The 25,130-nt window shown below is 66.3% G+C and carries 26 protein-coding genes; 15 read left to right on the top strand and 11 right to left on the bottom strand.

Annotated features, from left to right (window positions below; genetic code table 11):
- Positions 1 to 20: 20 nt before the first annotated feature.
- From CAL26_RS14420 to CAL26_RS14410, 3 genes are all read right to left on the bottom strand, one after another.
- Complete coding sequence (locus tag CAL26_RS14420; RefSeq protein WP_094847577.1) at positions 21 to 1,112, bottom strand: Bug family tripartite tricarboxylate transporter substrate binding protein; 1,092 nt, start codon at positions 1,110 to 1,112, stop codon at positions 21 to 23.
- Between the two features lie 130 nt (positions 1,113 to 1,242).
- Positions 1,243 to 2,154: a transcriptional regulator CynR gene (cynR, locus tag CAL26_RS14415; protein WP_094847576.1), complete on the bottom strand. Its 912-nt coding sequence runs from the start codon at positions 2,152 to 2,154 to the stop codon at positions 1,243 to 1,245.
- 186 nt (positions 2,155 to 2,340) lie between these two features.
- On the bottom strand, positions 2,341 to 3,264 hold the full coding sequence (locus CAL26_RS14410; protein WP_094847575.1) for a LysR family transcriptional regulator: 924 nt from the start codon (positions 3,262 to 3,264) through the stop codon (positions 2,341 to 2,343).
- Between the two features lie 186 nt (positions 3,265 to 3,450).
- Here CAL26_RS14410 and mdcA point away from each other — a divergent pair, with 186 nt between their 5' ends.
- The 8 genes from mdcA to CAL26_RS14370 all read left to right on the top strand — a co-directional run bounded on the left by mdcA (position 3,451) and on the right by CAL26_RS14370 (position 10,856).
- The gene (gene mdcA / locus CAL26_RS14405) at positions 3,451 to 5,112 is read left to right on the top strand and encodes a malonate decarboxylase subunit alpha (RefSeq protein WP_094847574.1); all 1,662 of its coding nucleotides are present in this window, start codon (positions 3,451 to 3,453) and stop codon (positions 5,110 to 5,112) included.
- Entirely contained in the window at positions 5,112 to 6,011 is a 900-nt protein-coding gene (locus CAL26_RS14400; RefSeq protein WP_094847573.1) for a triphosphoribosyl-dephospho-CoA synthase, read from the top strand. Before mdcA ends, CAL26_RS14400 begins: the two co-directional genes overlap by 1 nt.
- The gene (locus CAL26_RS14395) at positions 5,999 to 6,313 is read left to right on the top strand and encodes a malonate decarboxylase subunit delta (RefSeq protein ID WP_094847572.1); all 315 of its coding nucleotides are present in this window, start codon (positions 5,999 to 6,001) and stop codon (positions 6,311 to 6,313) included. The genes CAL26_RS14400 and CAL26_RS14395 overlap by 13 nt, the downstream gene beginning before the upstream one ends.
- Entirely contained in the window at positions 6,310 to 7,155 is an 846-nt protein-coding gene (locus tag CAL26_RS14390) for a biotin-independent malonate decarboxylase subunit beta (protein WP_094847571.1), read from the top strand. Before CAL26_RS14395 ends, CAL26_RS14390 begins: the two co-directional genes overlap by 4 nt.
- 2 nt (positions 7,156 to 7,157) lie before the next feature.
- Positions 7,158 to 8,000, top strand: a complete 843-nt coding sequence (gene mdcE / locus CAL26_RS14385) for a biotin-independent malonate decarboxylase subunit gamma (protein ID WP_094847570.1) — start codon at positions 7,158 to 7,160, stop codon at positions 7,998 to 8,000.
- A 4-nt stretch (positions 8,001 to 8,004) separates the two neighbouring features.
- Positions 8,005 to 8,685 (top strand): malonate decarboxylase holo-ACP synthase, encoded by a 681-nt coding sequence (locus CAL26_RS14380; protein WP_094847569.1) that lies wholly within the window; start codon positions 8,005 to 8,007, stop codon positions 8,683 to 8,685.
- Positions 8,682 to 9,611 carry a malonate decarboxylase subunit epsilon gene (gene mdcH, locus CAL26_RS14375; RefSeq protein WP_094847568.1) on the top strand — a complete coding sequence of 310 codons (930 nt, stop codon included), beginning with the start codon at positions 8,682 to 8,684 and terminating at the stop codon, positions 9,609 to 9,611. The genes CAL26_RS14380 and mdcH overlap by 4 nt, the downstream gene beginning before the upstream one ends.
- A gap of 183 nt (positions 9,612 to 9,794) precedes the next feature.
- Positions 9,795 to 10,856, top strand: coding sequence for a DNA-binding protein (locus tag CAL26_RS14370; RefSeq protein WP_094847567.1), 1,062 nt, complete (start codon positions 9,795 to 9,797; stop codon positions 10,854 to 10,856).
- A gap of 41 nt (positions 10,857 to 10,897) precedes the next feature.
- Here CAL26_RS14370 and CAL26_RS14365 read toward each other — a convergent pair whose 3' ends face one another.
- Entirely contained in the window at positions 10,898 to 12,325 is a 1,428-nt protein-coding gene (locus tag CAL26_RS14365; RefSeq protein WP_094847566.1) for an NAD-dependent succinate-semialdehyde dehydrogenase, read from the bottom strand.
- A gap of 223 nt (positions 12,326 to 12,548) precedes the next feature.
- Here CAL26_RS14365 and CAL26_RS14360 point away from each other — a divergent pair, with 223 nt between their 5' ends.
- Both CAL26_RS14360 and CAL26_RS14355 read left to right on the top strand, forming a co-directional pair.
- On the top strand, positions 12,549 to 13,532 hold the full coding sequence (locus CAL26_RS14360) for a Bug family tripartite tricarboxylate transporter substrate binding protein (protein ID WP_094847565.1): 984 nt from the start codon (positions 12,549 to 12,551) through the stop codon (positions 13,530 to 13,532).
- 22 nt (positions 13,533 to 13,554) lie between these two features.
- On the top strand, positions 13,555 to 14,682 hold the full coding sequence (locus CAL26_RS14355) for an iron-containing alcohol dehydrogenase (RefSeq protein ID WP_094847564.1): 1,128 nt from the start codon (positions 13,555 to 13,557) through the stop codon (positions 14,680 to 14,682).
- A gap of 51 nt (positions 14,683 to 14,733) precedes the next feature.
- Here CAL26_RS14355 and CAL26_RS14350 read toward each other — a convergent pair whose 3' ends face one another.
- The 7 genes from CAL26_RS14350 to CAL26_RS14320 all read right to left on the bottom strand — a co-directional run bounded on the left by CAL26_RS14350 (position 14,734) and on the right by CAL26_RS14320 (position 20,933).
- Entirely contained in the window at positions 14,734 to 15,624 is an 891-nt protein-coding gene (locus CAL26_RS14350; protein ID WP_094847563.1) for a LysR family transcriptional regulator, read from the bottom strand.
- 72 nt (positions 15,625 to 15,696) lie between these two features.
- Positions 15,697 to 17,010, bottom strand: coding sequence for a type II toxin-antitoxin system HipA family toxin (locus CAL26_RS14345; protein WP_094847562.1), 1,314 nt, complete (start codon positions 17,008 to 17,010; stop codon positions 15,697 to 15,699).
- 10 nt (positions 17,011 to 17,020) lie between these two features.
- Positions 17,021 to 17,365 carry a helix-turn-helix domain-containing protein gene (locus CAL26_RS14340; RefSeq protein ID WP_094847561.1) on the bottom strand — a complete coding sequence of 115 codons (345 nt, stop codon included), beginning with the start codon at positions 17,363 to 17,365 and terminating at the stop codon, positions 17,021 to 17,023.
- A 144-nt stretch (positions 17,366 to 17,509) separates the two neighbouring features.
- Positions 17,510 to 18,700, bottom strand: coding sequence for an acetylornithine deacetylase (argE, locus tag CAL26_RS14335; protein WP_094847560.1), 1,191 nt, complete (start codon positions 18,698 to 18,700; stop codon positions 17,510 to 17,512).
- Positions 18,701 to 18,739: 39 nt separating this feature from the next.
- On the bottom strand, positions 18,740 to 19,717 hold the full coding sequence (locus tag CAL26_RS14330) for a LysR substrate-binding domain-containing protein (RefSeq protein ID WP_094847559.1): 978 nt from the start codon (positions 19,715 to 19,717) through the stop codon (positions 18,740 to 18,742).
- Positions 19,718 to 19,829: 112 nt separating this feature from the next.
- Positions 19,830 to 20,501, bottom strand: a complete 672-nt coding sequence (locus CAL26_RS14325) for a DUF1028 domain-containing protein (protein ID WP_094847558.1) — start codon at positions 20,499 to 20,501, stop codon at positions 19,830 to 19,832.
- Positions 20,502 to 20,519: 18 nt separating this feature from the next.
- Positions 20,520 to 20,933: a RidA family protein gene (locus CAL26_RS14320; protein ID WP_086065086.1), complete on the bottom strand. Its 414-nt coding sequence runs from the start codon at positions 20,931 to 20,933 to the stop codon at positions 20,520 to 20,522.
- Between the two features lie 283 nt (positions 20,934 to 21,216).
- On the opposite strand from CAL26_RS14320, the gene CAL26_RS14315 reads away from it, so the two are divergent.
- The 5 genes from CAL26_RS14315 (at position 21,217) to CAL26_RS14295 (ending at position 25,085) form a co-directional block, all read left to right on the top strand.
- Positions 21,217 to 21,999 carry a maleate cis-trans isomerase family protein gene (locus CAL26_RS14315; RefSeq protein ID WP_094849877.1) on the top strand — a complete coding sequence of 261 codons (783 nt, stop codon included), beginning with the start codon at positions 21,217 to 21,219 and terminating at the stop codon, positions 21,997 to 21,999.
- 57 nt (positions 22,000 to 22,056) lie between these two features.
- Complete coding sequence (locus CAL26_RS14310; RefSeq protein WP_256988431.1) at positions 22,057 to 22,854, top strand: transporter substrate-binding domain-containing protein; 798 nt, start codon at positions 22,057 to 22,059, stop codon at positions 22,852 to 22,854.
- Positions 22,855 to 22,879: 25 nt separating this feature from the next.
- Positions 22,880 to 23,584 carry an ABC transporter permease gene (locus CAL26_RS14305; RefSeq protein WP_094849875.1) on the top strand — a complete coding sequence of 235 codons (705 nt, stop codon included), beginning with the start codon at positions 22,880 to 22,882 and terminating at the stop codon, positions 23,582 to 23,584.
- Positions 23,574 to 24,263 (top strand): ABC transporter permease, encoded by a 690-nt coding sequence (locus CAL26_RS14300; protein WP_094847557.1) that lies wholly within the window; start codon positions 23,574 to 23,576, stop codon positions 24,261 to 24,263. Before CAL26_RS14305 ends, CAL26_RS14300 begins: the two co-directional genes overlap by 11 nt.
- 63 nt (positions 24,264 to 24,326) lie before the next feature.
- Positions 24,327 to 25,085 carry an amino acid ABC transporter ATP-binding protein gene (locus tag CAL26_RS14295; protein ID WP_094847556.1) on the top strand — a complete coding sequence of 253 codons (759 nt, stop codon included), beginning with the start codon at positions 24,327 to 24,329 and terminating at the stop codon, positions 25,083 to 25,085.
- Positions 25,086 to 25,130 lie beyond the last annotated feature (45 nt).

The raw sequence follows: 25,130 nt of genomic DNA, 5'->3' as shown, positions 1-25,130 counted from the left end.
GGTTTTTGCTCTCTACAGTTTCAATTGACCACGGCGCCGGACTCGCGCACCGCCACGCCCATTTCCTGGATCAGTGACGTCATGCGCGTGGTGAATGCCGCGGAACTCATGTCGACCGGATCGGCGCCGACGCTCTCGTAGAAGCGGCGCGTTTCCGGTTCCTTCAAGATGCCGCTGACCGCGGCGTTGATGCGCTTGACGACGTCCGGCGGCATGCCGGCCGGCCCCAGGATGCCCGAGTACAGCACCATGTCGAAGCCGGGCAGGGTCTTGGCGATGGGGGGCACGTCGGGCAGCGTGCTGTTGGGCGCGGTCGACGTCACGCCCAGCGGGCGCAGCTTGCCGGACTGGATCTGCGGCAGGGCGGGCGGCAAGGCCGAGAACGTCGCGGCGGCCTGGCCGCCCAGCGTCGCCATCACCGCGTCGGAGCTGCCCTTGTAGGGCACGTGGACCATATCGATGCCCGCCATGCGCTTCAGCGTCTCGCCGGCCAGGTGCAGGATGGTGCCGTTGCCGGAAGACGCATAGTTCAGGTAGCCGGGCTTGGCCTTGGCCAGGGCGATGAACTCGGCCAGCGTCTTGGCCGGGATGTCCGGCCGCACGACGAAGGCCAGCGGCGCCGCCGCCAGCAGGGAGATATCCGTGAAGTCCTTGTCGCTCTTGAACGGCAGGTTCTGGTAGAGCGTGGCATTGATGGCGTGCGTGGTCACGTCGGCGAAGTACAGCGTGTAGCCGTCGGGCTGCGCCTTGGCGACGATGCTGGCCGCGATGGTGGTGCCGGCCCCGGGGCGGTTCTCGACGACGACCGGGGTTTTCAGGGCATCGGTCAGCTTTTGCGCCCAGAAGCGGCCCATGACGTCGGACACGCCGCCCGGCGGGAAGGGGATCAGCATGCGGATGGGCCGGCTGGGCCAATCCTGGGCCGCCACGGGCGCCGCGCCCAGCGCGGCGGCGATGGCGATGGCCGGCAGCAGGCGCTTGACGAGGTCGCCCAGGCGGGCGGACGGGCGAATGAACAAGCCGAGCCGGGCCGACCGGCAGATGAACGGAGACACGGTGCGGACGAACGCCCGCCCGCGCGAGCCCAGGCGGGCCGCGGATAGCAGAACCATGACACTTCCCCTTGAAGTTGCGCCAGCGGCCCTTAGGGGCTCATGTATTTGGCGAGTTCATTCTGCGGCGAGGCAGGCCATAGATCAAATGATTAATTTCGATGCGGGATATCGATGGTGGCTATATCGCCTAGCCCGCGCGTGGCGGCTTGCGCTTGCCCTGGTCGGCGTACTCGGCCGCCAACATTTCGGCGAGCCGGGTCGCGGCGGCGGACCGGGTGCCGTGCCGGCGCCACAGGATCGCCGCCCGCCGTCGGGGCACCGGCTCGGTCAGCCGCACCGCTCGCACGCGCCGCGTGTCCCCGACCGCGCCTTGCGGCAGCACCGTGGCCAGGGCGGTATCGCGGATGGTCGCCAGGATGGGGTCGATGGCATTCATCTCCAGCACGATGTGCGGCGTCACGCCGATGCTGGCGAAATAGTCGTCCAGGTACGAGCGCGCGCCGAACTCGGGCGTCAGCAACACCAGCGATAGTTCGGCCAGCCGCTTCATGGGGATGCTGCGCCGGCCGGCCCAGGGGTGGCGGGCGCCGACCACCAGCACCAGCGCTTCGTCGAACAGGGTCTGCGCCTCGATCTGCGCGTCGTCGGCGGGTTCCAGGTAGCCGATCGCGCAATCCAGCCGCCCGCCCAGCAGTTCCTTTTCCATGTCATGGCGCGATAGCTGGCGTGCGACGATGCGCACGCCCGGATAGCGCGACGCGTAGTCGGCGAATACCGCCGGCAGGCGGGTGTTGGAAAACGAGTGGAAGACGGCGACCGACAGGCTGCCGCGGATCAGGCCTTCCAGCTCATGGACCGCCATGACGCCGGCGGCGACATCCTGCAGCGCCTGCGCCGCGTGGACGCGGAAGACCTCGCCGGCGGCCGTCGGTTCGGTGCGGTTGCCGCGCCGCTCCAGCAGGCGGGTGCCGAGCTGTTCTTCCAGTTGCTGAATCTGGTGCGACAGGGTGGGTTGCGTCACGTGCAGCCGTTCGGCCGCACGCGAGAAGCTTTTCGCTTCGCAGATCGCCAGGAAATAGCGGAGGTGTCGAAGTTCCATGCGGATCCAATCCGAGGGGCACGCCGCGGCCGCGGCGTGCCGTCATGGTACCTCCGCGCCGCTCGCGATCGCGCCGGCGCGGTACCGGAACCTGGCTCCGCGGGGAACGGTTCGTCGGCGCACCTGTGCGGCGAACTGCTGAAGATGAAGGCGGTGGAGGGGTCAGCAGGAAGGTCCCGGACCAGCTCATGCGGCCGTTTCCGACGCGCCGCGCCGAAACAGCCGGCACTCCGCGGCCAGCGACAGCAGGTTGGGGTCGCGCTCACGATTCCGTTGGAAAAGCAGCCTGATCTGCTGTCGCAGCGCATAGGGTTCGGCCAACGGAATAAGCTGGATCTGCGTACTGAAATCGGCGACCCGCCCGGGCAGCAGCGCATAGCCGATCCCGCCGCTCACGAGATTGATCAGGGAGAAAATGTCCCCGACCTTCATCGTGATGCGTGGCTCGAAACCCGCGATCTGAAAGGCACGCGCGAAGTCATGGTAGGTCGCGAAGTCGTCGCTCAGGCTGACGAACTCGGCAGCGGTGAATTCTCGGAGATCAATCTCGTGGCGTTTGGCGAACGGGGATTTCCGCGGCGCCGCGAACCACATCGCGTCTTCAAACACCTGGACGCTCTGTAACTCGGGCGGTACGCCTGCCTCGTCGACCGCGATCACGATGGCATCAAGCTCACCGTCCGCTAGCTTTTTCAGTAGTGCGCGATTGGAACTGAGCACAAGATCGACCTCGACCTCAGGGCGTCGACCGCGCAAACCAGTCAACAACGTCGGGATGGTGCGAAGCGTCAGCGAATAGAGCGCGCCCACCCTGAGCCGATCCGATGCGAAGCCGGATGCCTGTCGCGCTTTTTCTATCCCTTGCAGGCAATGTCGGACAGCGATCTTTGCGTGTTCGGCAAGGGCATAGGCCGAAGCCAGCGGGATCAGTTTGCGGCCGTCGCGTCGGAACAAGGGGCACTGCACGCCTTCCTCCAGCGAATGCAGGGCACGATGGACGCTCACGACACTCAGCCCCGTTGCCTCCGCGACCCGGGTCATGTTTCCCAGATCGATGAACGACAGAAAGATTTCAAGCTTCCGAAAGGTGATTTGTTCGTCTATCTGCATGTTCCATCCTGAAAGCCCCGTGCGCGAAGTTCGGTGCCTGGAGTGGCGGCGCCTGGAGTGGCGGGGAGGGCCGCCTTGCCCCGATTATTACTCCCTGGGTAATGAAACGCCACTTAGCTTTATTGAACAGCTTCCCTCCGAGGTCTATCTTGCCTGGGTGACGACCCCAACGAGACGGAGTGGACGATGCAGCCGGGTGCCCGATTAGACCCTCAATGGAGCAAGCGCCGAGCGGAGAAGCAACGTCGCCTCGGATTGATCAAGGACCTGGCGGATGGCCTCGTCTTGCGGCCTGAGAGCATTGTCCAGGCGCTCGAGCGTGTGATCGGCCCGGGCGATCGGGTCGTGCTGGAAGGGAATAACCAGAAGCAGGCGGACTTCTTGTCCCGGTCGCTGGCGCAGGTGGACCCCGCGCGTGTATCGAATCTCCACCTGGTCATGCCCAGCGTCTCCCGGGCCGAACACCTCGATCTGTTCGAACGCGGCATCGCTCGCAAGCTCGACTTCGCGTTCGCCGGCGCGCAAAGCCTCCGCATCTCCCAGTTCCTGGAAGACGGGCTGCTGGAAGTCGGGGCAATACATACCTATATCGAGCTCTACGCGCGGCTTTATGTCGACCTGATTCCCAATGTCGTCCTGGTGGCCGGCTATACCGCTGATCGACAGGGCAATCTCTATACCGGGCCGAGCACCGAAGACACGCCTATGCTGGTGGAGGCCGCGGCCTTCCACGATGGCATCGTGATCGCTCAGGTCAACGAGATCGTGGATGACCCGAAAGATCTGCCGCGCGTCGACATTCCCGGCAGCTGGATCGACCTGATCGTGCAGGCCGACAGGCCGTTCTTCATCGAGCCGCTGTTCACACGCGATCCCCGTCTCATCACGCCCATGCAGGTGCTCATGGCGATGATGGCGATCCGCGGCGTTTACGAGCGCCACAATGTGCAGTCGCTGAACCATGGCATCGGCTTCAATACCGCGGCGATCGAGCTTCTCCTGCCCACCTATGGCGAGAAGCTCGGCCTGAAGGGCAAGATTTGCCGGAATTGGACCTTGAATCCGCATCCCACGCTGATTCCCGCCATCGAGTCCGGTTGGGTGGAAAGTGTGCATTGCTTCGGCAGCGAGCTCGGGATGGAGGATTACGTCGCGGCACGCCCTGACATCTTCTTTACCGGCCATGACGGATCCATGCGATCCAATCGAGGGATGTGCCAGCTCGCAGGCCAGTATGCGGTGGACCTGTTCATCGGATCCACCCTGCAGATGGACGGCCTGGGCAATTCGTCGACGGTGACGCGCGGACGCCTGGCCGGCTTCGGTGGTGCGCCGAACATGGGGCACGATCCTCGTGGCCGCCGGCATCCGACTCCGGCGTGGCTGGATCTCATCGAGACCGACGATCCACTGTCTCGTGGCCGCAAGCTCGTCGTGCAGGTCGTGGAAACCTTCCAGGCGGGAGGGCGTCCCTGCATCGTCGAATCCCTGGATGCCGTGGACGTCGGCCGCAAGAGCGGCATGCCCTTGGCGCCGATCATGATCTATGGCGACGATGTCACCCACGTGCTGACGGAAGAGGGCATTGCCTATCTCTACAAGGCGCGTTCCGTGGATGAGCGCAAGGCGATGATCGCGGCCGTATCGGGCGTCACGCCAGTGGGCATGACGCAAGACCGTAAACGGACCGAGACGTTGCGGAAAGAGGGCCTGATCGCCATGCCGGAAGATCTCGGCGTGAATCGACAGGAGGCCACCCGGTCCCTGTTGGCCGCCAAGAATGTGGCGGACCTGGTCAGCTGGTCCGGCGATCTCTACAAACCGCCCGCAAAGTTCCGGAGCTGGTGATGCCGATGCTCTGGGACCCCATCGCCCGCACCGACGTGGCTCAATACCTTGCGGAGCAGGCGGTCGCTGCCTTGATCGATGAAGCCACGCTGGCGCCCAAGCCTGGCCTCGTCGACTTCCGGAGCAGTGGCGCCCACACGGACCTGTCCTGGCCGCTGATGTGCGCCTCCGCGCGCGCATTACAGCCCGCATTTGCCACGATGGCGCTTGCCGCGCTCGATTCCGACGATCTGCCCGTCCTTCGCCGGCGGATTGGCTGCATAGGGCGGGAGGGTGAACGCGCCATGCTCCACGCGACACGCGGCGTGAATACCCACAGAGGTGCGATCTGGGCAATAGGGCTGCTTGTAACGGCGGCCGCGCGCTCCTTCGACGATGCCCATCAAAAAGTCGCCGTCCTGGCCGGAGCCTTGGCTCGTATCGAAGATCCCGGCGCCCCGCTGACGACAGGGCACAAGGGCGAGCGTGCGCGCCTGATCTACGGCGTGGGGGGCGCAAAGGGGCAGGCCCGAGCGGGCTTCCCCCACGTGGTATCGGTTGCGCTGCCGACCCTGCGCCGGTCGCGCGCGGCCGGCGACATGGAAAACGCGGCACGTTTGAACGCGCTGCTCTCGGTGATGGCCACACTGGACGACACCTGCGTGTTGGCGCGAGGCGGAACGGCGGCATTGGCGTGCGTGCAGGACGGCGCGAAAGCCGTGCTCGCCGCAGGCGGCGCGGGCACCCTGCCTGGCCGAACAGCCCTGCGAGAACTGGAAATGGCGCTTCTCGAGCGCAATGTCTCACCTGGCGGCGCGGCTGACCTCTTGGCGGCGGCGCTATTCCTGGACCGCCTCGGCAATGAACACACCGTGGACGCGACCGCCACCTCGACGGGAGAAATCAATTGGAACGTCTGAATCTCGAGTTCTCAGCGGGCGCGCCCGCGGCCAGCCGGGTCTTGGCCGGTATCGTCAGCTCAGGCGACCTCGAAATCCTGCTTGAGCCGAACACCGCTGGCAAGACAGAGATTGCGATCACGACCTCGGTAAATGGCATGAGCAAGATCTGGAGCGCGGTATTGGCTCGCATGTTCGATGGGACATCGCTGCCGGCCTCCAGGATCGAGATCAGGGACTTTGGCGCGACACCAGGCGTGGTGCGGATGCGCCTGGAGCAAGTATTCGAGCAGTTGAATACCAGGACCGGGAGTCAGGGATGAACATTCAGGAACTGCTGGATCGAAGAAGTTTTGTGGAGCTGACCGCGCGAGAACGTGCCCACGCCTTGATGGATGCACATACCGCCCGCGAGCTGATCGATCCGTTCGAGCGCATGCTCTCTCCCTGGTTGGAGCCGCAGGGCGTCGTTCCCCAATCGGATGATGGGGTTGTGATCCTGAAAGGTCGGATCGCAGGCAATGACGTCGTGGTCGCGGCCATCGAGGGTGCGTTCCAGGGGGGCAGCCTGGGCGAAGTCGGTGGCGCCAAGATAGCCGGCGCATTGGAGCTCGCCGCGGCGAGCAACCGCAAAGGCATACCGACGCGAGCCGTCCTGCTGCTTGAAACGGGTGGCGTGCGGCTACAGGAGGCCAATCTGGGCCTGGCCGCGATTGCCGAGATCCACGCGGCGATCGTGGACTTGCGTCGCTACCAGCCAGTGGTCGGCGTCATCGCGGGATCGGTGGGTTGCTTCGGCGGCATGTCGATCGCGGCGGCGCTTTGCAGCCATCTGGTCGTGACCCGCGAGGCAAGATTGGGATTGAACGGTCCCCAGGTCATTGAACAGGAAGCGGGCATCGCGGAGTATGACTCACGCGACCGTCCTTTCATCTGGAGCTTATCCGGCGGAGAGCAGCGTCACGCATCAGGCCTGGCGGACGATTATGTGGACGACGACGCCGACGCGGTGCGCAGGGCTATCGTGAACGCACTGGAAGAGGGCGTCCAAAGGATGCCGCGCAGCGACCGCGTGGAGGATTACCTTGCGCGGCTCGGCACCGTTGACACAAGCGTCCAACCTGACGCCGACGCCGTCCGCACACTGTATAACGGGAGCCGCTAGCCATGCCCCACGACACTTCCACGACCACGGGCCCGGAACACAAACCGAGTCGAGGCCAGATCTGGATCGCCGCGCTCACCGCGGGCGGCCACGCCATTTCAGGTCGCTTGCCCTCGGTGGTCGCCGTTGACAGCACCCTCGCTGACGCACCCGCCCGCTATATCGCGGTGGTGCCAGACCCTTCCAACCCCTTCCCCAGAGCGCGCAATGGCGAGGTCGGGCTACTCGAAGGATGGTCGCTGGCCCAGGCAGTCCGCGAAGTCATGACAGAAGACGCGGACCATGCCCTGAAGCGCCCGATCGTCGCCATCGTGGACGTGGTCAGCCAGGCATATGGCCGACGGGAAGAGGCTTTCGGGATACACCAGGCTTTGGCCGGCGCGGCAGCCGCCTATGCCGAAGCGCGCCAAGCGGGGCATCCTGTCATTGCGCTCTTGGTCGGGAAGGCCATGTCGGGCGCGTTTCTGGCTCACGGCTATCAGGCGAATCGGCTGGTCGCGCTGGACGATGCGGAAGTTTCGGTCCACGCAATGGGAAAGGAAGCGGCAGCGCGGATTACACAGCGCTCGGTCACGCAGCTGGAAGCGCTGGCCGCCGAAATTGCGCCGATGGCTTATGACATCGCCAGCTATGCGTCGCTGGGGCTACTGTGGCGTCTGCTGCGCGTCCAACATGCCGGCGCACCCACGCCCGCGGATATTGCCGCGGCGCGCAGCACGCTCGAGGAAGCGCTCGCCGATATACGCGCGGACCCGGAAACGGGTCTGGAAAGCCGAAGAGGGCACCCTGGACGGCAGATGTCGAACCGTGTACGCGCTCGCCTTCAGGAATTATGGGCTGAGTGAAAGCATGAGCTGCGTCGGTCCCGGTTTGGCACGGCCTCACGATCTACTGTGGCTTGATCCGGCTGCCGTACCATCGGCGCCGCACGGCGCCGAGCGGCCGATCTGGCCGCACTGGCGCAACGCAGCCTGGCCCGTGGTGGTGCGGCGTGATCACTGCTCACCGTATATCCCCGTCGGGCTGCGAGGTGCCACCCGGTCGCAACGCTACGCGGCCTGGACGCTTCCCGGGCACATTTTGAACATCGTTACGCCCGAAACCCTGGCGCGCACTCGCGCCTGGCTGACGCACCCGCAGCATGCGCTTCCGAGCATGCGCGCGCTGCGGAGCCTGGCAGACGATCTCGACCGCTGCGGCCTGCCATGGGGGCCCACGGGCAGCACGGGATTTTGTCTGGCGACCAAAACGAGCCTGCTCAGGCACGACAGCGACCTGGACTTGCGCATCCGTGCAAGCTCGCCGCTGACCAGGGATGAAGTTGAATACCTGGGCCACCTGGCGGATCGGGTGGCGTGCCGGCTCGATATCCAGATCGAGACCGGTTCGGGTGGCTTCGCGCTCAATGAATGGCGCGCCCGCCGCGGCCAGGTCCTGTTGAAGACGAACCACGGCCCGATTCTGACGGCCGACCCTTGGGCCGACCCTTGGGCCGAAACGCACGCTCGCACCGTGGAACCAGCCTCGTGAGCGTGCTGTTTACTTTTCCGGGACAGGGCTCGCAGCGGCCGGGCATGCTGTCGCGGCTGCCGGCAACGGCCGAAGTGGCTCAAACGCTGCGGATAGCGGAAGACGTTCTGAAACTGGATCCTCTGGCGCTCGAGACCGAGGAGGCGCTGCGTTCGACTGTCGCGGTTCAACTCGCCTTGACGATCGCGGGCGTGGCGATGGGCCGAACCCTTGCCGAGAGGGAAGGACTGCCCGATATGGTCGCCGGTATGTCCATCGGCGCCTATCCAGCCGCAGTGGTGGCGGGCGCCTTGTCGTATGAGGATGCCTTGCGCCTGGTTGCCCTGCGCGCCCGCTTGATGGAGGAGGCGTATCCAAGGGGTTATGGCATGACCGCCATCCAGGGCCTGGACGCGGACCAAGTCCAGGCCCTGGTGGAACAGGTCCGGGGAGGCGGTCAGCCTGTCTACCTGGCCAATATCAATGCGGAAAGGCAGATCGTCATCTCAGGCTCGAACGACGCCATGACACATGCGGCGGCACTGGCCACGGCAGCCGGTTCAACCGGATGCACCCGCCTCGCCGTAAGCGTGCCGTCTCATTGCGAATTGCTGAACGGCGCCGCCGACACCCTGCGCCGCGCGTTCTCTACGGTCGTCCTGCAACGCCCGCGTATCGTTTATTTGAGCGGCACCCATTCCCGCCGGCTGCATGACCCTGCCGCTATTTCCGACGACCTTGCGAACAATCTTGCTCGTCGAGTCAATTGGTATGACACGGTCCGCTCGGCGTGGGAGCGCGGCGCGCGTCTCGCCGTGGAGATGCCGAGCGGTGAGGTCCTTACCCGCCTGACCGGGGCCACTTTCGCGGATGGCCTGGCCGTAGCCGCGGACAGCACTTCCGTGGACTCTCTGTGCCTGCTGATCAACCGCGAGCAGAGGCGTTGAAGGTGGGGGCGACGGATCCGGTTGGCTGAGGGTGTACTAAATAATACATACGATGTACGATATATGTATTGTTTGTCCGTCTACGGTGGATAAACTTCCCTTATCGCAACTTAATGCCTGGTCGCCGCCTGTTGATGGCGGCCGCAGGTGCGTGCGCGCGGCGCCGTTTCGAAAAGAGGATCCATGGCCATCACAGAACTCGACGTCCACGCCGCCGCCGACGCGCTGCTGCGGGAAGGCGAACGGCCGACCATCGAGCGCGTCCGCCTGAAGCTCGGCCGCGGTTCGCCCAATACCATTACGGGTTTCCTGAATTCCTGGTTCGCGGGGCTGGGCCAGCGCCTGGTCGGAAGCGGCCCGGACGAGGTGCCGGATGCCGTGGCGCGCCTGTCCCGGGAGTTATGGCGCGTGGCACTGGCGCAGGCGCACGAGCTGGTGCGGGAAGGGCAGTCCGATGAGACCTCCCGGCTGGCGGCCGAAGGCGATCGGCTGGCGGCGCTGGAGCGGGAACTGGCGTTGGCGCAGGTACGGCTGGAGTCGCGCGAAGCGGACCTGGAGCTCGGCCTGCAAGCCTTGCGCCAGCAACTGGCCGCCGCCCAGGACGCCGCCCGCGCGGCGGCCGACGAATCGCGCACCGAACGCCGCAAGGCCGCGATGGCGGAAGAGACCGCGACCCAGGCGCGCGTCGAGGCGGAAGCCTTGCGCGCCCAATTGGTCGACGTGCAAGGCCGGCAGGCCGATGCGCTCGCGCAAGCCGAGGCGCGGCACGCGGCGCAGGAGCGCCGCTGGTTGAACGAGCTGGATGCGGAACGCCAGGCCACCAAGCGCCTGACGGCCGAGATCGAGCGCGTGCGCCAGGCCGCGGAACGCGACCGGCAGTCGGCGGAGCGGGAACGCGAGGCGGCGGAGCGCGAACGCCTGTCCCTGGACAAGGAAAGGCAGGCGGCGGAACACGCGCGCGGCGAAATGCAGGCGGCGATCGCCACGCTGCAGGAAGAATTGCGTCAGGCGCTGCGCGGCGAAACGACGCTGCGCGCCGAACTGGCGGCGACATCCGCCAGGCTGGAGGCCGAGCAGTCGGCCGCCCGCGCCGCGGCGGCCGTCGCCGACAGGCGCGAGGCGGAGCTGCGGCAGTCGCTGGCCGACGTGTCGGAACGGCTGGCGGGCAAGGACAGGCAACTGGACGCGCTGGCCAGTTCGCTGGGCCCCCGCCGCGCCGGCCGCCGCGGCGAGACGTCCGCCTGACCCGGCCGGACACCGTCGCGGCGTCGTCCGCGCGGCGCTCCTTACCGATGCGTGATGAATTTGGTGACCAGATACCCGTCGAAGGTCTCCGCGCCGCCTTCGCTGCCGATGCCGCTGTCCTTGACGCCGCCGAAGGGCATTTCCGCCGCGCCGCTGCCGTAATGGTTGATGTTGACCATTCCTGCTTCCAAGGCATTCGACGCCTGCGTGGCGGTGCGCAGCGATTCCGTGAAGACGTATGAGCTGAGCCCATAGGGCAGGGCGTTGGCGAGTCGTATGCCGTCTTCGAACGTGTCGAACGGCGCGATCGGGGCGATGGGCCCGAAAGGTTCTTCATGCATCAGGCGCGCATCGGCGGGGAGGCCGGCGACGACGGTCGGCGCAAAGAAAGAACCGCGTGTGCCGACGCGCGAACCGCCCGTGAGCACTTCCCCCTTGCGCTGGTGGACGTCCTCCATGAAGCTCTCCATGGCGGCGACGCGGCGATCATGCACCAGCGGGCCCATGTCCACGCCCTGGTCCAGGCCGTCGCCCACCTTCAGCGACGCGGTGATGTCGACGAAGCGCGCAACGAATCTGTCGTAGGCGCCGCGCTGCACGAAAAAACGCGACGGTGAAATGCACACCTGGCCCGCGTTGCGCATCTTGAAGCGGGCCAGGATGTCGGCCGCGCGGTCCAGGTCTGCGTCGTCGAACACCAGGACGGGCGCGTGTCCGCCCAACTCCATGGTCATGCGCTTCATATGGCTGGCGGCCAGCGCCGCCACCTGCTTGCCGACGGCGGTCGAACCGGTGAACGAGACCTTGCGGACGATGGGCGAACGGATCAGGTAGTTGGAGATATCAGCCGGGACGCCCCAGACCAGGTTCAGGCAGCCGGCGGGCAGGCCGGCGTCGTGCAGGGCGCGCACCAAGGCGATGACGCCGCTGGGGCTGTCCTCGGGGCCCTTGATGACCAGCGTGCAGCCGCTGCCCAGGGCCGCGAATACCTTGCGCGACGCCTGGCCGATCGGGAAGTTCCACGGCGAGAAGGCCACGCAGACGCCGACCGGTTCGCGCACCACGAACTGGCGGACGTCGGCCTGGCGTGGGGGAATGACGCGGCCGTAGACGCGGCGGCCTTCTTCGGCGTGCCAGTCGGCGTGCTCGGCGCTTTTGTCGGTTTCCGCGAGCGCTTCGGACAGGGGCTTGCCCTGGTCCAGCGAAATATTGCGGGCGATGTCCTGGACGCGTTCGCGCAGCAGGTCGCCGGCCTTGCGCAGGATCGCCGAACGCTCCATGGGCGAGGTGCGCTTCCAGACCTGGAAGGCCCGCTGCGCGCTCGCCAGCGCCTGATCCAGGTCTTCGGTGGTTGCATGGGGCAACTGCCCCAGGATCTCACCGGTGGCCGGGTTGGTGATCGCCTGCGTGGCTCGCCCTTCGGCGGTGACGAAGCGGCCGTCGATATAAAGGGCGGGTTGTTCGTACATCGTTGTCTCCTGTTGTTCCGCAGCGCCTGCGATGCGACGGGCTATCGTATCAGCGCGGGGTGCCAAGACTTTTGCCCGTAAGAGAACTGCGGTGTTCCAAAATTTCAATGCAGTCCGCGCCGGGCTGCCCATAATCTTGTCTGGCGCCTGACCCGCAGCACAGGGCGCCACGGACGCCGCCAGCAGGCCGGCGCCGCATAACCAGAACAAAATGGAGACACTCATGGGCCCGTCCTGGACGCTCAAGCATTTCTTTGCCGCCGCGGCGGCGCTGGCCAGCCTGGCATCGGCCGCACCGGCTTCGGCCGATTACCCTGACCGTCCCGTATCGGTGGTCGTCGGCTTCCCCGCCGGCGGCTCCGCCGATCCCTTCGCGCGCCTGTTCGGCCAGGAACTGTCCAAGAAGTGGGGCCAGCCGGTCGTCATCGAGAACAAGGCCGGCGCCAACGCGCTGATCGGCACGAACTACGTCGCGAAGGCCGCGCCGGATGGCTATACGCTGCTGGTGGCCCTGGGCAACCATACGATGAACCCGGCGATGTACAAGGGCATGCAGTTCGATACGTCCAAGGACTTCGCCCCCATCGCGCTGCTGGCGCTGGCCCCCAATGTGCTGGTGGTGCGCGACAGCTTCCCGGCGAAGAACTTCCAGGAGTTCCTGCAGGTGCTCAAGCAGAATCCCGGCAAATACACCTATGCGTCCTCGGGCAACGGCGGCACGCCGCACCTGGCGGGCGTCCTGTTCAGCCAGAAGACCGGCACGTCCATTCTGCACGTGCCGTACAAGGGCGCCGCGCCCGCGATCGCCGACCTGATGGGCGGCACCGTCGATATGTCCTTCGCCACGCTCAGCTCCGCGCTGCCGCAGATCAAGGCGGGCAAGATCCGCGCGCTGGCCATTACCTACGACAAGCGCGTGCCGCAGTTGCCCGACGTGCCGTCGCTGGACGAACTGGGCGTGAAGGGCGTGAACATCGCCACCTGGTACGGATTCCTGGCGCCGGCCGGCACGCCGCCCAAGGTCGTCGAGAAGATCCACGCCGACCTGGCCGAGATCGCCGCGCGGCCCGCCGTCCAGGAACAGCTGACCACCATGCTGGGCTCGGTCATCATCTCCGAAGGCCCGAAGCTATTCCAGCAGCGCATCGACAAGGAGCTGGCCGAATGGGACGTGGCGATCAAGCAGGCCGGCGTGTCGTTGAATTGAGTTTCACCAGGGAGCAAGCCGCGTGTCCATCCTCCAGTTCCTGACCAAAGTGCACTTCGACTACGGCAGCCGGCGCGAATTGCCCGGCGAGCTGGCGCGCAACGGCGTGAAACGCCCCATGTTCGTGACCGACAAGGGGCTGATCGCGGCGGGCGTCTTCGCGATGGCGATCGAGCCTCTGGGCGCGGTGGCCACGGGCGGTCGCCAGCCTGCGGTATTCGACGACACGCCGGCCAACCCGACCGAAGACGCGGTGGAAGCCGGCCACGCCATGTTCGTGCGTGAGCAGTGCGACGGGATCGTCGCGATCGGCGGGGGAGCCTCGCTGGACCTGGCCAAGGCGATCGCGGTGATGTGCGGCGATCCGGCGCCATTGTGGGAATACTGCAATCGCCACGCCAAGCCGCGCCCGGTGGCCGATACGCCGCCGCTGGTCGTGCTGCCCACCACGTCGGGCAGCGGCAGCGAAGTCGGCCGCTCGGCGGTGATCATTTTCCGCAACGGCATCAAGGCCGGGGTAGGGTGTCCGAACGTCGTCAAGGCGGCGATCTGCGATCCCGAGCTGACCCTGGGCCTGCCGCGCTACATGACGGCCGCGACCGGCATGGACGCGTTGACGCACTGCGTCGAAACCTTCTGCTCGCCCACCGTGAATCCGCCGGCCGACGCCATCGCGCTGGATGGCCTGAAGCGGGTCTACGCCCACATCGAGCGCGTCACCGAAGACGGCGGCGATCGCGAAGGCCGCTGGCACATGATGATGGGCGCGCTGGAAGGCGCCATCTGTTTCCAGAAAGGGCTGGGCGCGGTGCATTCCATGTCCCATGCGCTGGGCGCGCTGAACCACCATCACGGCACGCTCAATGCCATCCTGCTGCCGCACGTGATCGGCTACAACCGCGAGTGGCTGGCGGACAAGCTGCCGCCGCTGCGCCAGGCCATGGGCCTGCCCGACGACGCGGACCTGCGGCAGGTCTTCCTGGACCTGAACCGGCGCCTGGGCCTGCCGCCCGGGCTCCAGGCGCTGGGCGTGGACGAGCGCATATTCGACGCCATTGCCGACGCGTCGCTGGCCGATAATGCCCACAAGACCAATCCGCGGCCGCTGGACAAGCAGGATTACCTGGCGCTGCTGCGGGCCGCGTATTGAGCCGCGCCATGCGCATGGCGACCGGGGGCGCGCGGCCCGCCGGGCGGCGCGCTATTCCGCCGGCCGCAGCACGTCCACCAACTCGTCGACCGCCTTGTCCCGATCGCGTATGTGCCGCACGCAGATGTAGAACTGCCGTTCGGCCCATTCGTCTTCCAGCCGCAGCCATGCCAGCCCCATATCGACCAGGTATTTGCTGGCGATGGCTTCCGGCAGCACGGCCAGGCCCAGGCCTTCCTGCACCATGCGGCAACGCGCTTCGAAGTTGGACACCTGCAGCCGGACGTTCGGCGGCCGCGACACCGACTGGTCCACATAGGCCAGGAACTGGTCGAAGGAATGGCGCGGAAAGTATCCCACCAGGTCGTAGTCGACCGCGTCTTCGAGGTGGACTGCCTGGCGGCGGGCCAGGGGATGCCCCAGCGGCACCACCAGGCCGACGCGATCGCGGATATAGGGATAGGACAGGACGCCCGGCGCGGGATGGCGGCCATGGTAGATGCCGATGTCGGCCCGGTCTTCCGCCACCATGCGCGGGATCTCGTAGCTGTAGCACTCCAGCAGGTCCACGCTGATCCTCGGGTTGGCCCGCAGGTAGCGGCCGATCTGCGCGGGCAGCATGACCAGGATGGGCGACGGCACGCTGGCCAGGCGGATCTTGGCCATGCCGTCCACCGCGTAGCCTTCCACGGCCGCTTCGGCCAGTTGCAGGCTGCGCAGGATGGCCTTGGCGCGTTGGTACAGCAGCATGCCGGCGGGCGTGGGCTCGACGCCCCTGCCGTGGCGGTGCAGCAGCACTCGGTTCAGGTGCCGTTCCATTTCCGCGACGCGCTTGCTGGCCGCGGACGTGACCAGGCATTGCCGCTCGGCCGCCTTGGACAGGCTTTTTTCCTCGACCGCCGCGACGAATATTTTCAGGGCTGGTATATCCAGGCCACTCATTTTTTGCTCCCCCGATGTGCCGGTGCAGATGCCGGCAAGGCCGACAAGTGTAGCGTCCGGCCCGCCGAAGGCTTACGGCTCGGCGTTGCCGGCATGCCAGGCCGACAGCGATGATTCGATCCGCTCGATTTCCCCGGGCGTCATGCCGGCCTGCTCGTAGTAAGCCCGGCGCCGCGCGACCACCGCGCGTACGTGGTCGAGGATGGAGCGCGCGGCTTCTTCGCCGCGCAGGCCGAAGCGGCGGTATTCGGTCAGGCAGTTCTCGAAGGAGCTCAGCCGCCCCTGCGCGCCGACGTGCAGATAATGCCTGGCCGAGCCTTCCTGCGTGGTGACGTCGAACAGCGGCGCGAGCCGGTAGGTATCGGCGTCTTCGTCCTTCAGGAAACCGATGTTCTTGAGGTGGTCGTCGGTGTTGTGGACGGCCACGTTCAGCATCATGCGCGCGTACAGTTCCTTCAGGTCGTGGATGGGATTGGACGACACGCGGCGGACCACGTCGGCCAGGCGCGCATAGGAGTATGTCGCCTTGCCGCGCGGGCCGTCCAGCTCGCGCTTGCCGATCTGCACCGACGGGCTGATCAGCGCCGCGCCGCTCAGGAAATGGCGCCGCGCCACCACCGGCCCGGTGGCGTCCCGGGCGGGCAGCAGGCCGCGGTCGAAGCGGTGCGTCAGCAGCACCGCGCCCAGGTGCGTGTCCACCAGGCGGATTTCCGGCACGTTCAGGCCGATGTCGCGGGCCATGCGCAGGTTGGCGTATTCCACGCGCTGCCGGTCGTAGGATTCGCCGCGGCGCGGAAACTTGGCGATCCACATTTCGCCGTGTTCATCCCGCACGATGGTCTTGGGGCGCGCGCCGCCGATGTCCCACGAGCTGCCCAGCAGGTCGCGGTACAGGCCCTTGGGCTTGATGCCCTGGTCGATATCGGCGATCAGGTCCGTCAGCGATTCCACCTGCGTGATTTCAGGCAGGCGGTACACCTTGCGCATGTTCGGCGTCAGCAGCCGCGCGCTGAAGAAGAGGGCGCCCACGCCCATGCCGCGGCCTTTCAGCAGGACCTCGTCTTCCGGCACGCGGGCGCCGGCGTTGTCCATGCGCATGACGTTGCGGCCCCAGGCGTCGGGCGCGGCGTCGAAGATCGCGCCCAGGGTTTCATAGCGGCTGGTGGTGCTGAAGGTCGTACTGGTGTCGATCAGGGGCAGGTTCAGCGGGTCCAGCGGGAAGGCGCGCGGGTCGTTCACATAGGACTGCACATAGGTGAACTGCGCGAAGAAGCGGTCCTCGCCGGCATCGTCCAGGGTAAGCAGGCCGCACAGCACGGCTTCGCCGCGGATGTCGACGTAGACGTAGAGCTCGGCTTCGACCTCTTTGTCCTTGCGGTTCTTCATGGCCGTCGCGCTATAGCTTGGCGGGGTCGGCACGATGCGCCTGCGCGGCCTTGCGGGAGCCGCGGACGGGCCGGCGTACGGCATCCAGGCGCAGCCCCACCTTGTCCTGTTGCGGATCGGCCAGCGCGAAGACCTGTTCATCGAATCCGTACTGGAGCAGCGCTTCCACCAGCAGCGCGGCCGAGACGCCGCCGTCGCCTTTTTCCAGGCGCACGATCGTCGAGCGGGATACGCCCAGGCGGGCGGCCAGCGCAGCTTCGGTCTCGGTGCGGCGCAGGCGGGCGGTGCGCAGGTTTTCGCCGAGGCGGGCCAGGGCCTCGGCGGCATCGAAGCTGGGTTCGATCTTCTTCTTCATGACTCAATAATAGTACTTTTCAACGGGGTATGTACTATTAATGAGTCGCCGGTGCGAAATTCACGCAAAACCAGGGCCGGAGACCCCGAAACGCCGCTTCGGCCAGAATATCCAGCAGAAATTGTAGTATTAATGAGTCATAGATCAGGATAATGATTCATTAATGCACAGATAGTCCGTCAACCGCGCCATCATCACATCGCAGGCGTCGATCTGGGCGATCTCGACGTATTCGTCGGCCTTGTGCGCAACCTCGATGCTGCCGGGACCGCACACCAGCACGGGCGTGTCGTCCCATTGCTGGCGGAACAGGCCACCTTCGGTGCCGAAGGCGACCTTGGTGCGCGCGGTGCCCTCGGGCAGCAGCGACGCCAGCAGGCGCACGGCGGGCGTGTCCTCCGCCGTGGACAGGCCGGGGTAGGCGTTGACGAGATCGACCCGGGGCGGCACGGCGTCGGGCAGGGCCTGGGCTTCGCGCATCCGGGCCTGCGTGCGTTCCAGCACGCGAGCCAGGATGTCGGCGGGATCGTCTTCCATCACGTTGCGGATCTCGAAGTTCACTTCGCATTCCTGCGGCACGATGTTCAGGGCCGTGCCCCCGCGTATCGTCCCCGCGTGGATCGTCGAGTAGGGAATGGCGTAGCCGTCTTCGCGCGGGCCGCTGACGCTCAGGTCGCGCTGCACGTCGCGCAGGGCGGCGACCAGGTCGGTCGCCGTGTGGATGGCGTTGACGAAACGAGGCGCCAGGCCCGAGTGGCCCGCCTGGCCGCAGCACAGGGCGCGGTAGGCCGCCTTGCCCTTGTGGCCGGTGCCGATCTTCATCAGCGTGGGTTCGCCGACGATGACCAGGGCAGGCGCGGGGCGCATGTCCGCCAGGGCGCGGATCAGGTGGCGCACGCCGACGCAGCCGATTTCCTCGTCGAAGGACAGGGCCAGGTGCAGGGGGCGCCGCAGGGGACGGCGGGCGGCGTGGATCATGGCCATGACCGCGCAGGCGACGAAGCCCTTCATGTCCGAGCTGCCGCGCCCGTACAGGCGGCCGTCCTTTTCCGTGGCCTCGAAAGGCGGCGTGGTCCAGGGCTGGCCCTTGGTGGGAACGACATCGGTGTGGCCGGAGAGCATCACGCCGGGCAGGTCGCGCGGCCCGACGGTGGCGAACAGGTTGCAGCGGCTGTCGTCGTCCGGGTCCGGCACCAGCATGGAATCGATGCCGGCCGCGCCCAGCAGCTCGCGCACGCGCGCCATGAGGTCGGCATTGGGTGTCAGCGTGACCGAGGGAAAGGCGATCAGTTCGCGCAGCAGGTCGAGGCTGGTGGTGGGGGCGGGCTTGCTCATCGATGGGCTCATGGTATGTCGGTCGGCGGGGACGCGGGCTCACCGCAGCGGCGGCTCGCCCTCGCCCGGGATATAGGGATCGAAAAAGCTGCCCGCGCTCATGCCCGGTATGTACTGGTCCGAGATGTACGAGCGGCAGCGCTGCATGAAGGCCTGCGTCAGGCGCGAGGGCTTCAAGGGCTTGTAGGTGGCCAGCCCCAGCAGCATGGGCCGGTGCTCGCCGGCCAGGCGCAGGCGCACCAGCCGCTTGCCGTCCAGCGACTGGGTGGATTTCGGGCGCACGTTGAACAGGGCGTAGCCGATGCCGTTGGCGACCATGGAGCGGACCACGTCTTCCGAGCGCGAGCGCGCCACGACGTTCGGCTCCAGGCCGGCCTTGGCGAACAGCGACATGAAGTACTCGCGGCTCATGGGCAGGTCCAGCAGCACCATGGGTTGCGCGGCCAGCTCGTCCAGCGTGACGGCGATCTGCTGGGCCAGGGGGTGCAATTCGCTGACCAGCACGTGCGGCGGCAGATGGGCCAGCGTTTCGAAGTTCATCTCCTCGCCCAGCTGCAGGTCGTAGGTGATGGCCATGTCGATTTCCAGCGTATGCAGGCGGTTGATCATCTCCTGCTGGTCGCCTTCGACCATATGCAGTTCGACCTTCTCGAACGCCCGCGAAAACCCGTAGATCACCTCGGGCGCGATCATCGCGGCCAGCGACTGGAAGCAGCCGACCCGCAGCACGCCCTGCAGGGTGTCGCTGGATACCGAGGCGATTTCATACAGGCGCGACGCGCGCTCCAGCAGCTCTTCGCATTCCTGCATGACCTGCGCGCCCAGGATGGTCAGGGCCAGCCCCTTGGAGGGATGCCGCACGAAGAGCTGGACGCTCAGTTCGGTTTCGATATGGGCGATGGCGGCCGAGATCGAGGGCGGCGAGATGTGGATCTGCGCGGACGCCGCGGCGATGCTGCCGTGCTTGGCGGTCGCGACGAAGTACTCCATCTGGCGCAGGGAAATGCGATTGAGCATGGTCCGGGTCTAGGCAACGGGATCGGGCCGCCCCCCGGGGTTGCCGGGGGGCGCAGGCTCAACCTTACCAGCGATGCGCGCTTGCGCCATGCGGGAATCGCGCCGGCCCGCGTCAGAGGTCGCCGGGTACGCCGAAACTGGGCGCGGCGCGCGGGTCGCGGGCCCGCGTGATGTAGTCCTGCACCTGCGGTTCGTAGACTTTCCAGGCATCGTGGAGCGCTTCGATGGGGCCGGCTTCCATCCAGTCCAGCCGCAGGTCGACGATGGGCCAGGGCAGGTCGGCAACCACCAGCAGCCCCGCCGAGTGGACCGGGCCTTCCTCGCCGCCGGCGGCCTCGCCGGCCAGCAGGGCCTGCATCAGGCGTTCGGCCAGCGAGCCCTGGGCCTGCTCGAAGGCGGCCAGCATGGCGCGCGGAACGTCCAGCGTGGCCAGCATATTGCCCGCGCAGGCGGCGTGTTGGCCGGCGATGCTGGAAATGGTGCCCAGGCAGCTTGCGCCGGTATGGATCGCCGGCGCGTGCGTGGCGTCGATGGCCATGAGCTGGCGATAGTCGATGTACGGGCGTTGCCGGAGTTCGTCCAGCGCCTGTTCCGGCGTGCGGCCGGCCTCCATCAGGTCCAGGGCGGCCGGGCCCAGCGCCGGGTCGGTGATGTTCTGGCTGACGGCGGCGCCGACGCCGGCGCGCGCGCGGATGCAGCGCGCCGCCACGGCGGGCGACGACGACGAAACGGCCGCGCCGAACTGGCCCGAGCGCGGGCAGCGCGCGATGATGGAGAAGGTCATGTCGGAACTCCGGTGATGTCAGTCCGGAATGACGGCGGTGGCGTCGATTTCCACCAGCCATTCGGGGCGGGCCAGCGCGGACACCACGATCCCCGTGGACACCGGGAACACGCCCTTCAGCCAGCGGCCGACCACGCGGTAAACCGGCTCGCGGTAGCGCGGATCGATGATGTAGATGGTGATTTTGCAGATGTGTTCCAGTTCCCCGCCCGCTTCCTTCAGCAGCATGGCGATGTTGGACATGGCCTGCTCGGCCTGTCCGGCCGCGTCGCCGATGCAGACGCTTTCGGAGGTGTCCAGGTTCTGGCCGATCTGCCCGCGCAGGAAGACGGTGCTGCCGCGCGCGACCACGGCCTGGCACAGGTCGTTGTCCAGGTTCTGTTCGGGGTAGGTGGCCTTGGTGTTGAAGGTGCGGATGCGGGTATGTTTCATGGCGGCGTCTGCGAGTGTGCGCGCCCGGGACGGGCGGTGGCGGATAGGAGGCGGCGCGCGGGGGCGCGCGGCCTGGATGGACGCCATGGTCGAACGGACCGGCGGCCGCGCCTATTTGTTTTTTCCGGCGGGCCAACTCGGAATTTCCGAGCATCGCGGGCGGCGCCCAGGGGGGCGCGCGTCAGGAAATGCGAGCCATGCGTAAGGAAAAGGCGACTTGGTCGCGGGAAACGCCTCTCCCATCATTAGCCGCATCCAAAACGATTATCAAAAGGGGCGGCACATGTCCAGTACGCGGGAGTATCCCCGATTCCGTTATGACGGTTCCGGCGACCTGGCTCGCATCGGCCTGATCTACATCGCGTCCAGCGTCGTGATGGAAGAGGAGATGTGGGCCATGTCGGCGCCAGGCATATCCACGCACACGGCGCGCGTCAAATTGCCCAAGGTCACCGTCCAGGGGATCGAGGAAATGATGAACGCGCCGGAACTGGAGCTGGCCGCGCGCATGGCCGCCGCGCCGCCCATCGACGTGCTACTGTTCGGGGGCACCAGCGCCTCCTTCCTGCATGGCACGGCCTACGACCGCGCGCTCATCGAAAAGATGCGTCACTGGGCGCCCCAGCCCAAGATCACGACGGCCTCCACCGCCACGCTGGCGGCGCTCCAGAAGGTCAAGGCCGGCAAGGTCGCCCTGGCGACGCCGTACGTGTCCGAGATCCACGAGCGCGCGATCCGTTTCCTGGAGGAAAACGGCCACCAGGTCGTGAAAAGCAACTACCTGGGAATTTCCAACGACCATGCCCTGGCGGAAGTGCCCCTGGAGAAGGTGTACGACCACGTACTGTCGGTGGACCATCCCGACGCCACGGCGATTTTCGTCTCCTGCACCAATTTCAGGACCGTCGGCGCGATAGAGGCGCTCGAACAGCGCCTGGGCAAGCCGGTCGTTTCCGCCATCCAGGCCTCGTTCTGGCACTGCCTGGAATTGACCGGCGTCGCCGGCGCGAAGCCGGGTTACGGGTCGCTGTTCGAAGGCAGGATCGCGGGCGTCGGCAAGGATTGAAGCTTTGCCCGCACGCGCGGGTACGGTCAGACCAACAACAGGCAGCAAGGGGAACCCATGAAAATCGATCGTCTATTGAAAGCCGCGGCGCTATTCGCCACGATGGCCGTCGCCGCCGGACCGGCGCCGGCAGCCGCCGAAAAACTGGTGCTGGGTAACGAGGGCAGCTATCCCCCTTTCAGCATGGTGAATGCCGCCGGCGAGCTGACCGGACTCGAACCCGATCTGGCGCGCGAGATGTGCAAGCGCATGAACGCGGACTGCGAAATCGTCGTGATGGACTTCAAGGGCCTGATTCCCGCCTTGCTGCAGAAGAAACTGGATGCCGTCGTCAGCCAGACCAAGCCCTTGCCGGAACGCAAGGAGAAGGTGCTGTTCGGACGTCCGGTGCTCTTCAATCCGGATTCCTACGTGATTCCGGCGAACAAGAACTACACCTTCACCAAGGAAGGCCTCAAGGGCTTGCGCATCGGCCTGCAGCGCGGATCCGCCCAGGCCAAGTATGTGTCCGAGCAATTCGGCGACGCCGTGCAGATCGTGTATTACGACAATCCCGACCAGATCCGCCTGGACCTGGCCAGCGGCCGCCTGGACCTGAGCCTGGGGCCCAAGATCAGCTGGACCAATGAATTCCTGTCCAAGCCCGCCGGCAAGGATTGGAAGTTCGCCGGCGGCGACCTGTGGACGGGCGGCGGCGAGGCCGGTTCGAGCTGGATCACGCGCAAGGACACGCCCGAATTGTTGGCCCGCATGAACCAGGCGCTGGACAGCATCATCCGCGATTGCACGTTCACCAAGCTGCGCAAGAAGTATATGCAGGTCGAGCTGTTGCCCGAAGAAGCGGCCTGCCGCTGACGCCACCGTCCGGGGGATGTTCGCCATGCCTTCGATGGGGTTCGTGCAACAGCTGGCGATAGGCGCGATGATGACGGTGAAGGTCGCCGTCTGCGCCTATCTGCTGGCGCTGGTGATCGGCACGGCTTTCGCGCTGGCGACGCTGCGTCCGCGCCTGGCCACCCGGCTGGTGTGGCGGGTCTATGCGTCGATCTTCACGGGCGTGCCATCGCTGCTGGTGGCATTCCTGTTCTATTACGCCGGGCCGGACATGGTGGCCGGCCTGCTGGGGCGGGTCGAAGTCACCCCGTTCATGGCGGCCGTCGCCGCGCTGGGCATGGTGTACGGGGCCTATCTGGCGGACCTGATCCGCGCCGCGATCCAGAACGTTCCCCGCGGGCAATTCGAGGCGGCCGAGGTCCTGCTGGTGAAGCGCCCGGCCATCCTGCTGCACGTGATGCTGCCGCAGGTGTTGCGGCTGGCGTTGCCCGGCATGACCAATACCTGGATCGTGGTGCTGAAAGACACCGCGCTGGTCTCGCTGATCGGGCTGAAAGAGATCATGGCCTATGCCAAGCTGGCCTCCGGGGTCACCAAGGAACCCTTTATCTATTTCATGCTCGCATCGCTGTTTTTCCTCGGCATGACCTGGCTGACCTACGTGGTGGCCGCGCGTATCGAGTCGAACACGGGGCGTGGCGTGCGGACCATCGCCGCGGCGCCGCGCGAGGACAAGGCCGATGCACTTTGATTTCCACATTGCCTGGGACAGCCTGCCCAAGCTGCTGGCCGGGACCGCCACGACCTTCATCGTGCTGCTGCCGGCGCTGGCGCTGGGCCTGCTGATCGCGCTGCCGGTCGCCCTGGCCAGGTTCAGGCCGGGGCCGCGCGCGAGTCTCGCCGGCGCCTATATTTCGTTTTTCCGCGGCGTCCCCAGCCTGGTATTGCTCTATCTGATCTATAGCGGCCTGCCGCAGTTTTCGATCGTGCGGGACACCTTCCTGTGGACCCTATTTTCCAACGCATACGTTTGCGCATGGATCGGGCTGGCGTTGACGCACTCCGGATTCATGGCCGAAATCATACGCGGCGGGCTGGCCGCCATTCCCGCCGGCACGATCGAAGCGGGCGCGGTGCTGGGCTTGACGCCCATGCAGATCCTGTTCCGCTTGAAACTTCCCATGGCCGCGCGCTTCGTGCTCAAGGCGTACCAGAATGAGCTGCTGATCATGGTGAAGAGCACATCCGCCGTCAGCGCGATCACGCTGGTCGACCTGACCGCCGCCGCCAATACCGTTTTCGACTACACCTACGATCCGTTCACGCCATTGGTGACCGCGGCGGCGATCTACTGGTGCATCACCAACGCCATGCGCCTGGGCTTCGCCGCGCTGGATCGGTCCCTGAACCGGCACCTGGCGCCGGCTTAGGCCGAGGGCCGGCGCCATCAAGCCCGATAGCAACACCTGGACTGAACCGTGGACGCCACTACGATGAATGCCTCACCTGCCAGCGCCTCGACTATCGCCGCGATCTCGATCGCGGGCCTGAACAAGTACTACGGCGCCTTCCATGCGCTGCGCAACGTCGACCTGCGCATCGACGTGGGTGAAATCGTCGTCCTGTGCGGTCCCTCCGGATCCGGGAAGTCCACGCTGGTGCGCTGCATCAATCACCTGGAGCAGCACGATTCCGGGGACATCCACGTCGGCGGCATCAAGCTCACCCGGCGCGCCGAGGACGTGGAGAAAGTCCGCCGGCAGCTTGGCATGGTGTTCCAGAGCTTCAACCTCTTTCCGCACATGACGGTGCTGGCGAATTGCACGTTCGCGCTCCGGCTCGCGAAGAAGCTTCCCCTGAAGCAGGCGGAAAGCATCGCCCTGGAGTACCTCAGGAAGGTCAACATCGTCGAGCAGGCGGCCAAGTTTCCCGCGCAGCTTTCCGGCGGCCAGCAGCAGCGGGTCGCGATCGCCCGGGCCTTGTGCCTGGAGCCGCGCATCATGCTGTTCGATGAACCGACGTCGGCGCTGGATCCCGAGTCCGTGCGGTCCGTCCTGCATATCATGGAAAGCCTCGCCGAGACCGGGATCACCATGGTTTGCGTCACGCACGAATTGGGGTTTGCCCGCAGGGTGGCGGATCGCTGCGTGTTCATGGAAAGGGGCGAAATCATCGAGTCCGCGCCCGCCGAACAGTTCTTCGGCGCGCCGGCCAGCCAGCGTCTCAAGGGTTTCCTGGATCAGGCTTTGTGATCGCGCGCGGGAGCGGCCCGCCGCGTCGTCAGGAAAGTTGAGCCA

Origin of the sequence: Bordetella genomosp. 9 (assembly GCF_002261425.1) — a bacterium.
Taxonomy (GTDB): Bacteria; Pseudomonadota; Gammaproteobacteria; order Burkholderiales; family Burkholderiaceae_B; genus Bordetella_C.
The sequence above is the reverse complement of the archived record's forward strand: the minus strand, read 5'-3'. Positions and strand labels throughout refer to the sequence as shown.

Bases quoted from the DNA above. Each gene is read 5' to 3' on its own strand.
- CAL26_RS14400 (WP_094847573.1), top strand. From the start codon at position 5,112: ATGCCGATGCTCTGGGACCCCATCGCCCGCACCGACGTGGCTCAATAC.
- CAL26_RS14350 (WP_094847563.1), bottom strand. From the start codon at position 15,624: ATGAGTGGCCTGGATATACCAGCCCTGAAAATATTCGTCGCGGCGGTC.
- CAL26_RS14300 (WP_094847557.1), top strand. From the start codon at position 23,574: ATGCACTTTGATTTCCACATTGCCTGGGACAGCCTGCCCAAGCTGCTG.
- CAL26_RS14360 (WP_094847565.1), top strand. From the start codon at position 12,549: ATGGGCCCGTCCTGGACGCTCAAGCATTTCTTTGCCGCCGCGGCGGCG.
- CAL26_RS14295 (WP_094847556.1), top strand. From the start codon at position 24,327: ATGAATGCCTCACCTGCCAGCGCCTCGACTATCGCCGCGATCTCGATC.
- CAL26_RS14305 (WP_094849875.1), top strand. From the start codon at position 22,880: ATGCCTTCGATGGGGTTCGTGCAACAGCTGGCGATAGGCGCGATGATG.
- CAL26_RS14325 (WP_094847558.1), bottom strand. From the start codon at position 20,501: ATGACCTTCTCCATCATCGCGCGCTGCCCGCGCTCGGGCCAGTTCGGC.
- CAL26_RS14365 (WP_094847566.1), bottom strand. From the start codon at position 12,325: ATGTACGAACAACCCGCCCTTTATATCGACGGCCGCTTCGTCACCGCC.
- CAL26_RS14320 (WP_086065086.1), bottom strand. From the start codon at position 20,933: ATGAAACATACCCGCATCCGCACCTTCAACACCAAGGCCACCTACCCC.
- CAL26_RS14380 (WP_094847569.1), top strand. From the start codon at position 8,005: ATGAGCTGCGTCGGTCCCGGTTTGGCACGGCCTCACGATCTACTGTGG.
- argE (WP_094847560.1), bottom strand. From the start codon at position 18,700: ATGAGCAAGCCCGCCCCCACCACCAGCCTCGACCTGCTGCGCGAACTG.
- CAL26_RS14330 (WP_094847559.1), bottom strand. From the start codon at position 19,717: ATGCTCAATCGCATTTCCCTGCGCCAGATGGAGTACTTCGTCGCGACC.
- CAL26_RS14410 (WP_094847575.1), bottom strand. From the start codon at position 3,264: ATGCAGATAGACGAACAAATCACCTTTCGGAAGCTTGAAATCTTTCTG.
- cynR (WP_094847576.1), bottom strand. From the start codon at position 2,154: ATGGAACTTCGACACCTCCGCTATTTCCTGGCGATCTGCGAAGCGAAA.
- CAL26_RS14315 (WP_094849877.1), top strand. From the start codon at position 21,217: ATGTCCAGTACGCGGGAGTATCCCCGATTCCGTTATGACGGTTCCGGC.
- CAL26_RS14390 (WP_094847571.1), top strand. From the start codon at position 6,310: ATGAACATTCAGGAACTGCTGGATCGAAGAAGTTTTGTGGAGCTGACC.
- CAL26_RS14420 (WP_094847577.1), bottom strand. From the start codon at position 1,112: ATGGTTCTGCTATCCGCGGCCCGCCTGGGCTCGCGCGGGCGGGCGTTC.
- CAL26_RS14310 (WP_256988431.1), top strand. From the start codon at position 22,057: ATGAAAATCGATCGTCTATTGAAAGCCGCGGCGCTATTCGCCACGATG.
- mdcA (WP_094847574.1), top strand. From the start codon at position 3,451: ATGCAGCCGGGTGCCCGATTAGACCCTCAATGGAGCAAGCGCCGAGCG.
- mdcE (WP_094847570.1), top strand. From the start codon at position 7,158: ATGCCCCACGACACTTCCACGACCACGGGCCCGGAACACAAACCGAGT.
- CAL26_RS14345 (WP_094847562.1), bottom strand. From the start codon at position 17,010: ATGAAGAACCGCAAGGACAAAGAGGTCGAAGCCGAGCTCTACGTCTAC.
- CAL26_RS14370 (WP_094847567.1), top strand. From the start codon at position 9,795: ATGGCCATCACAGAACTCGACGTCCACGCCGCCGCCGACGCGCTGCTG.
- CAL26_RS14340 (WP_094847561.1), bottom strand. From the start codon at position 17,365: ATGAAGAAGAAGATCGAACCCAGCTTCGATGCCGCCGAGGCCCTGGCC.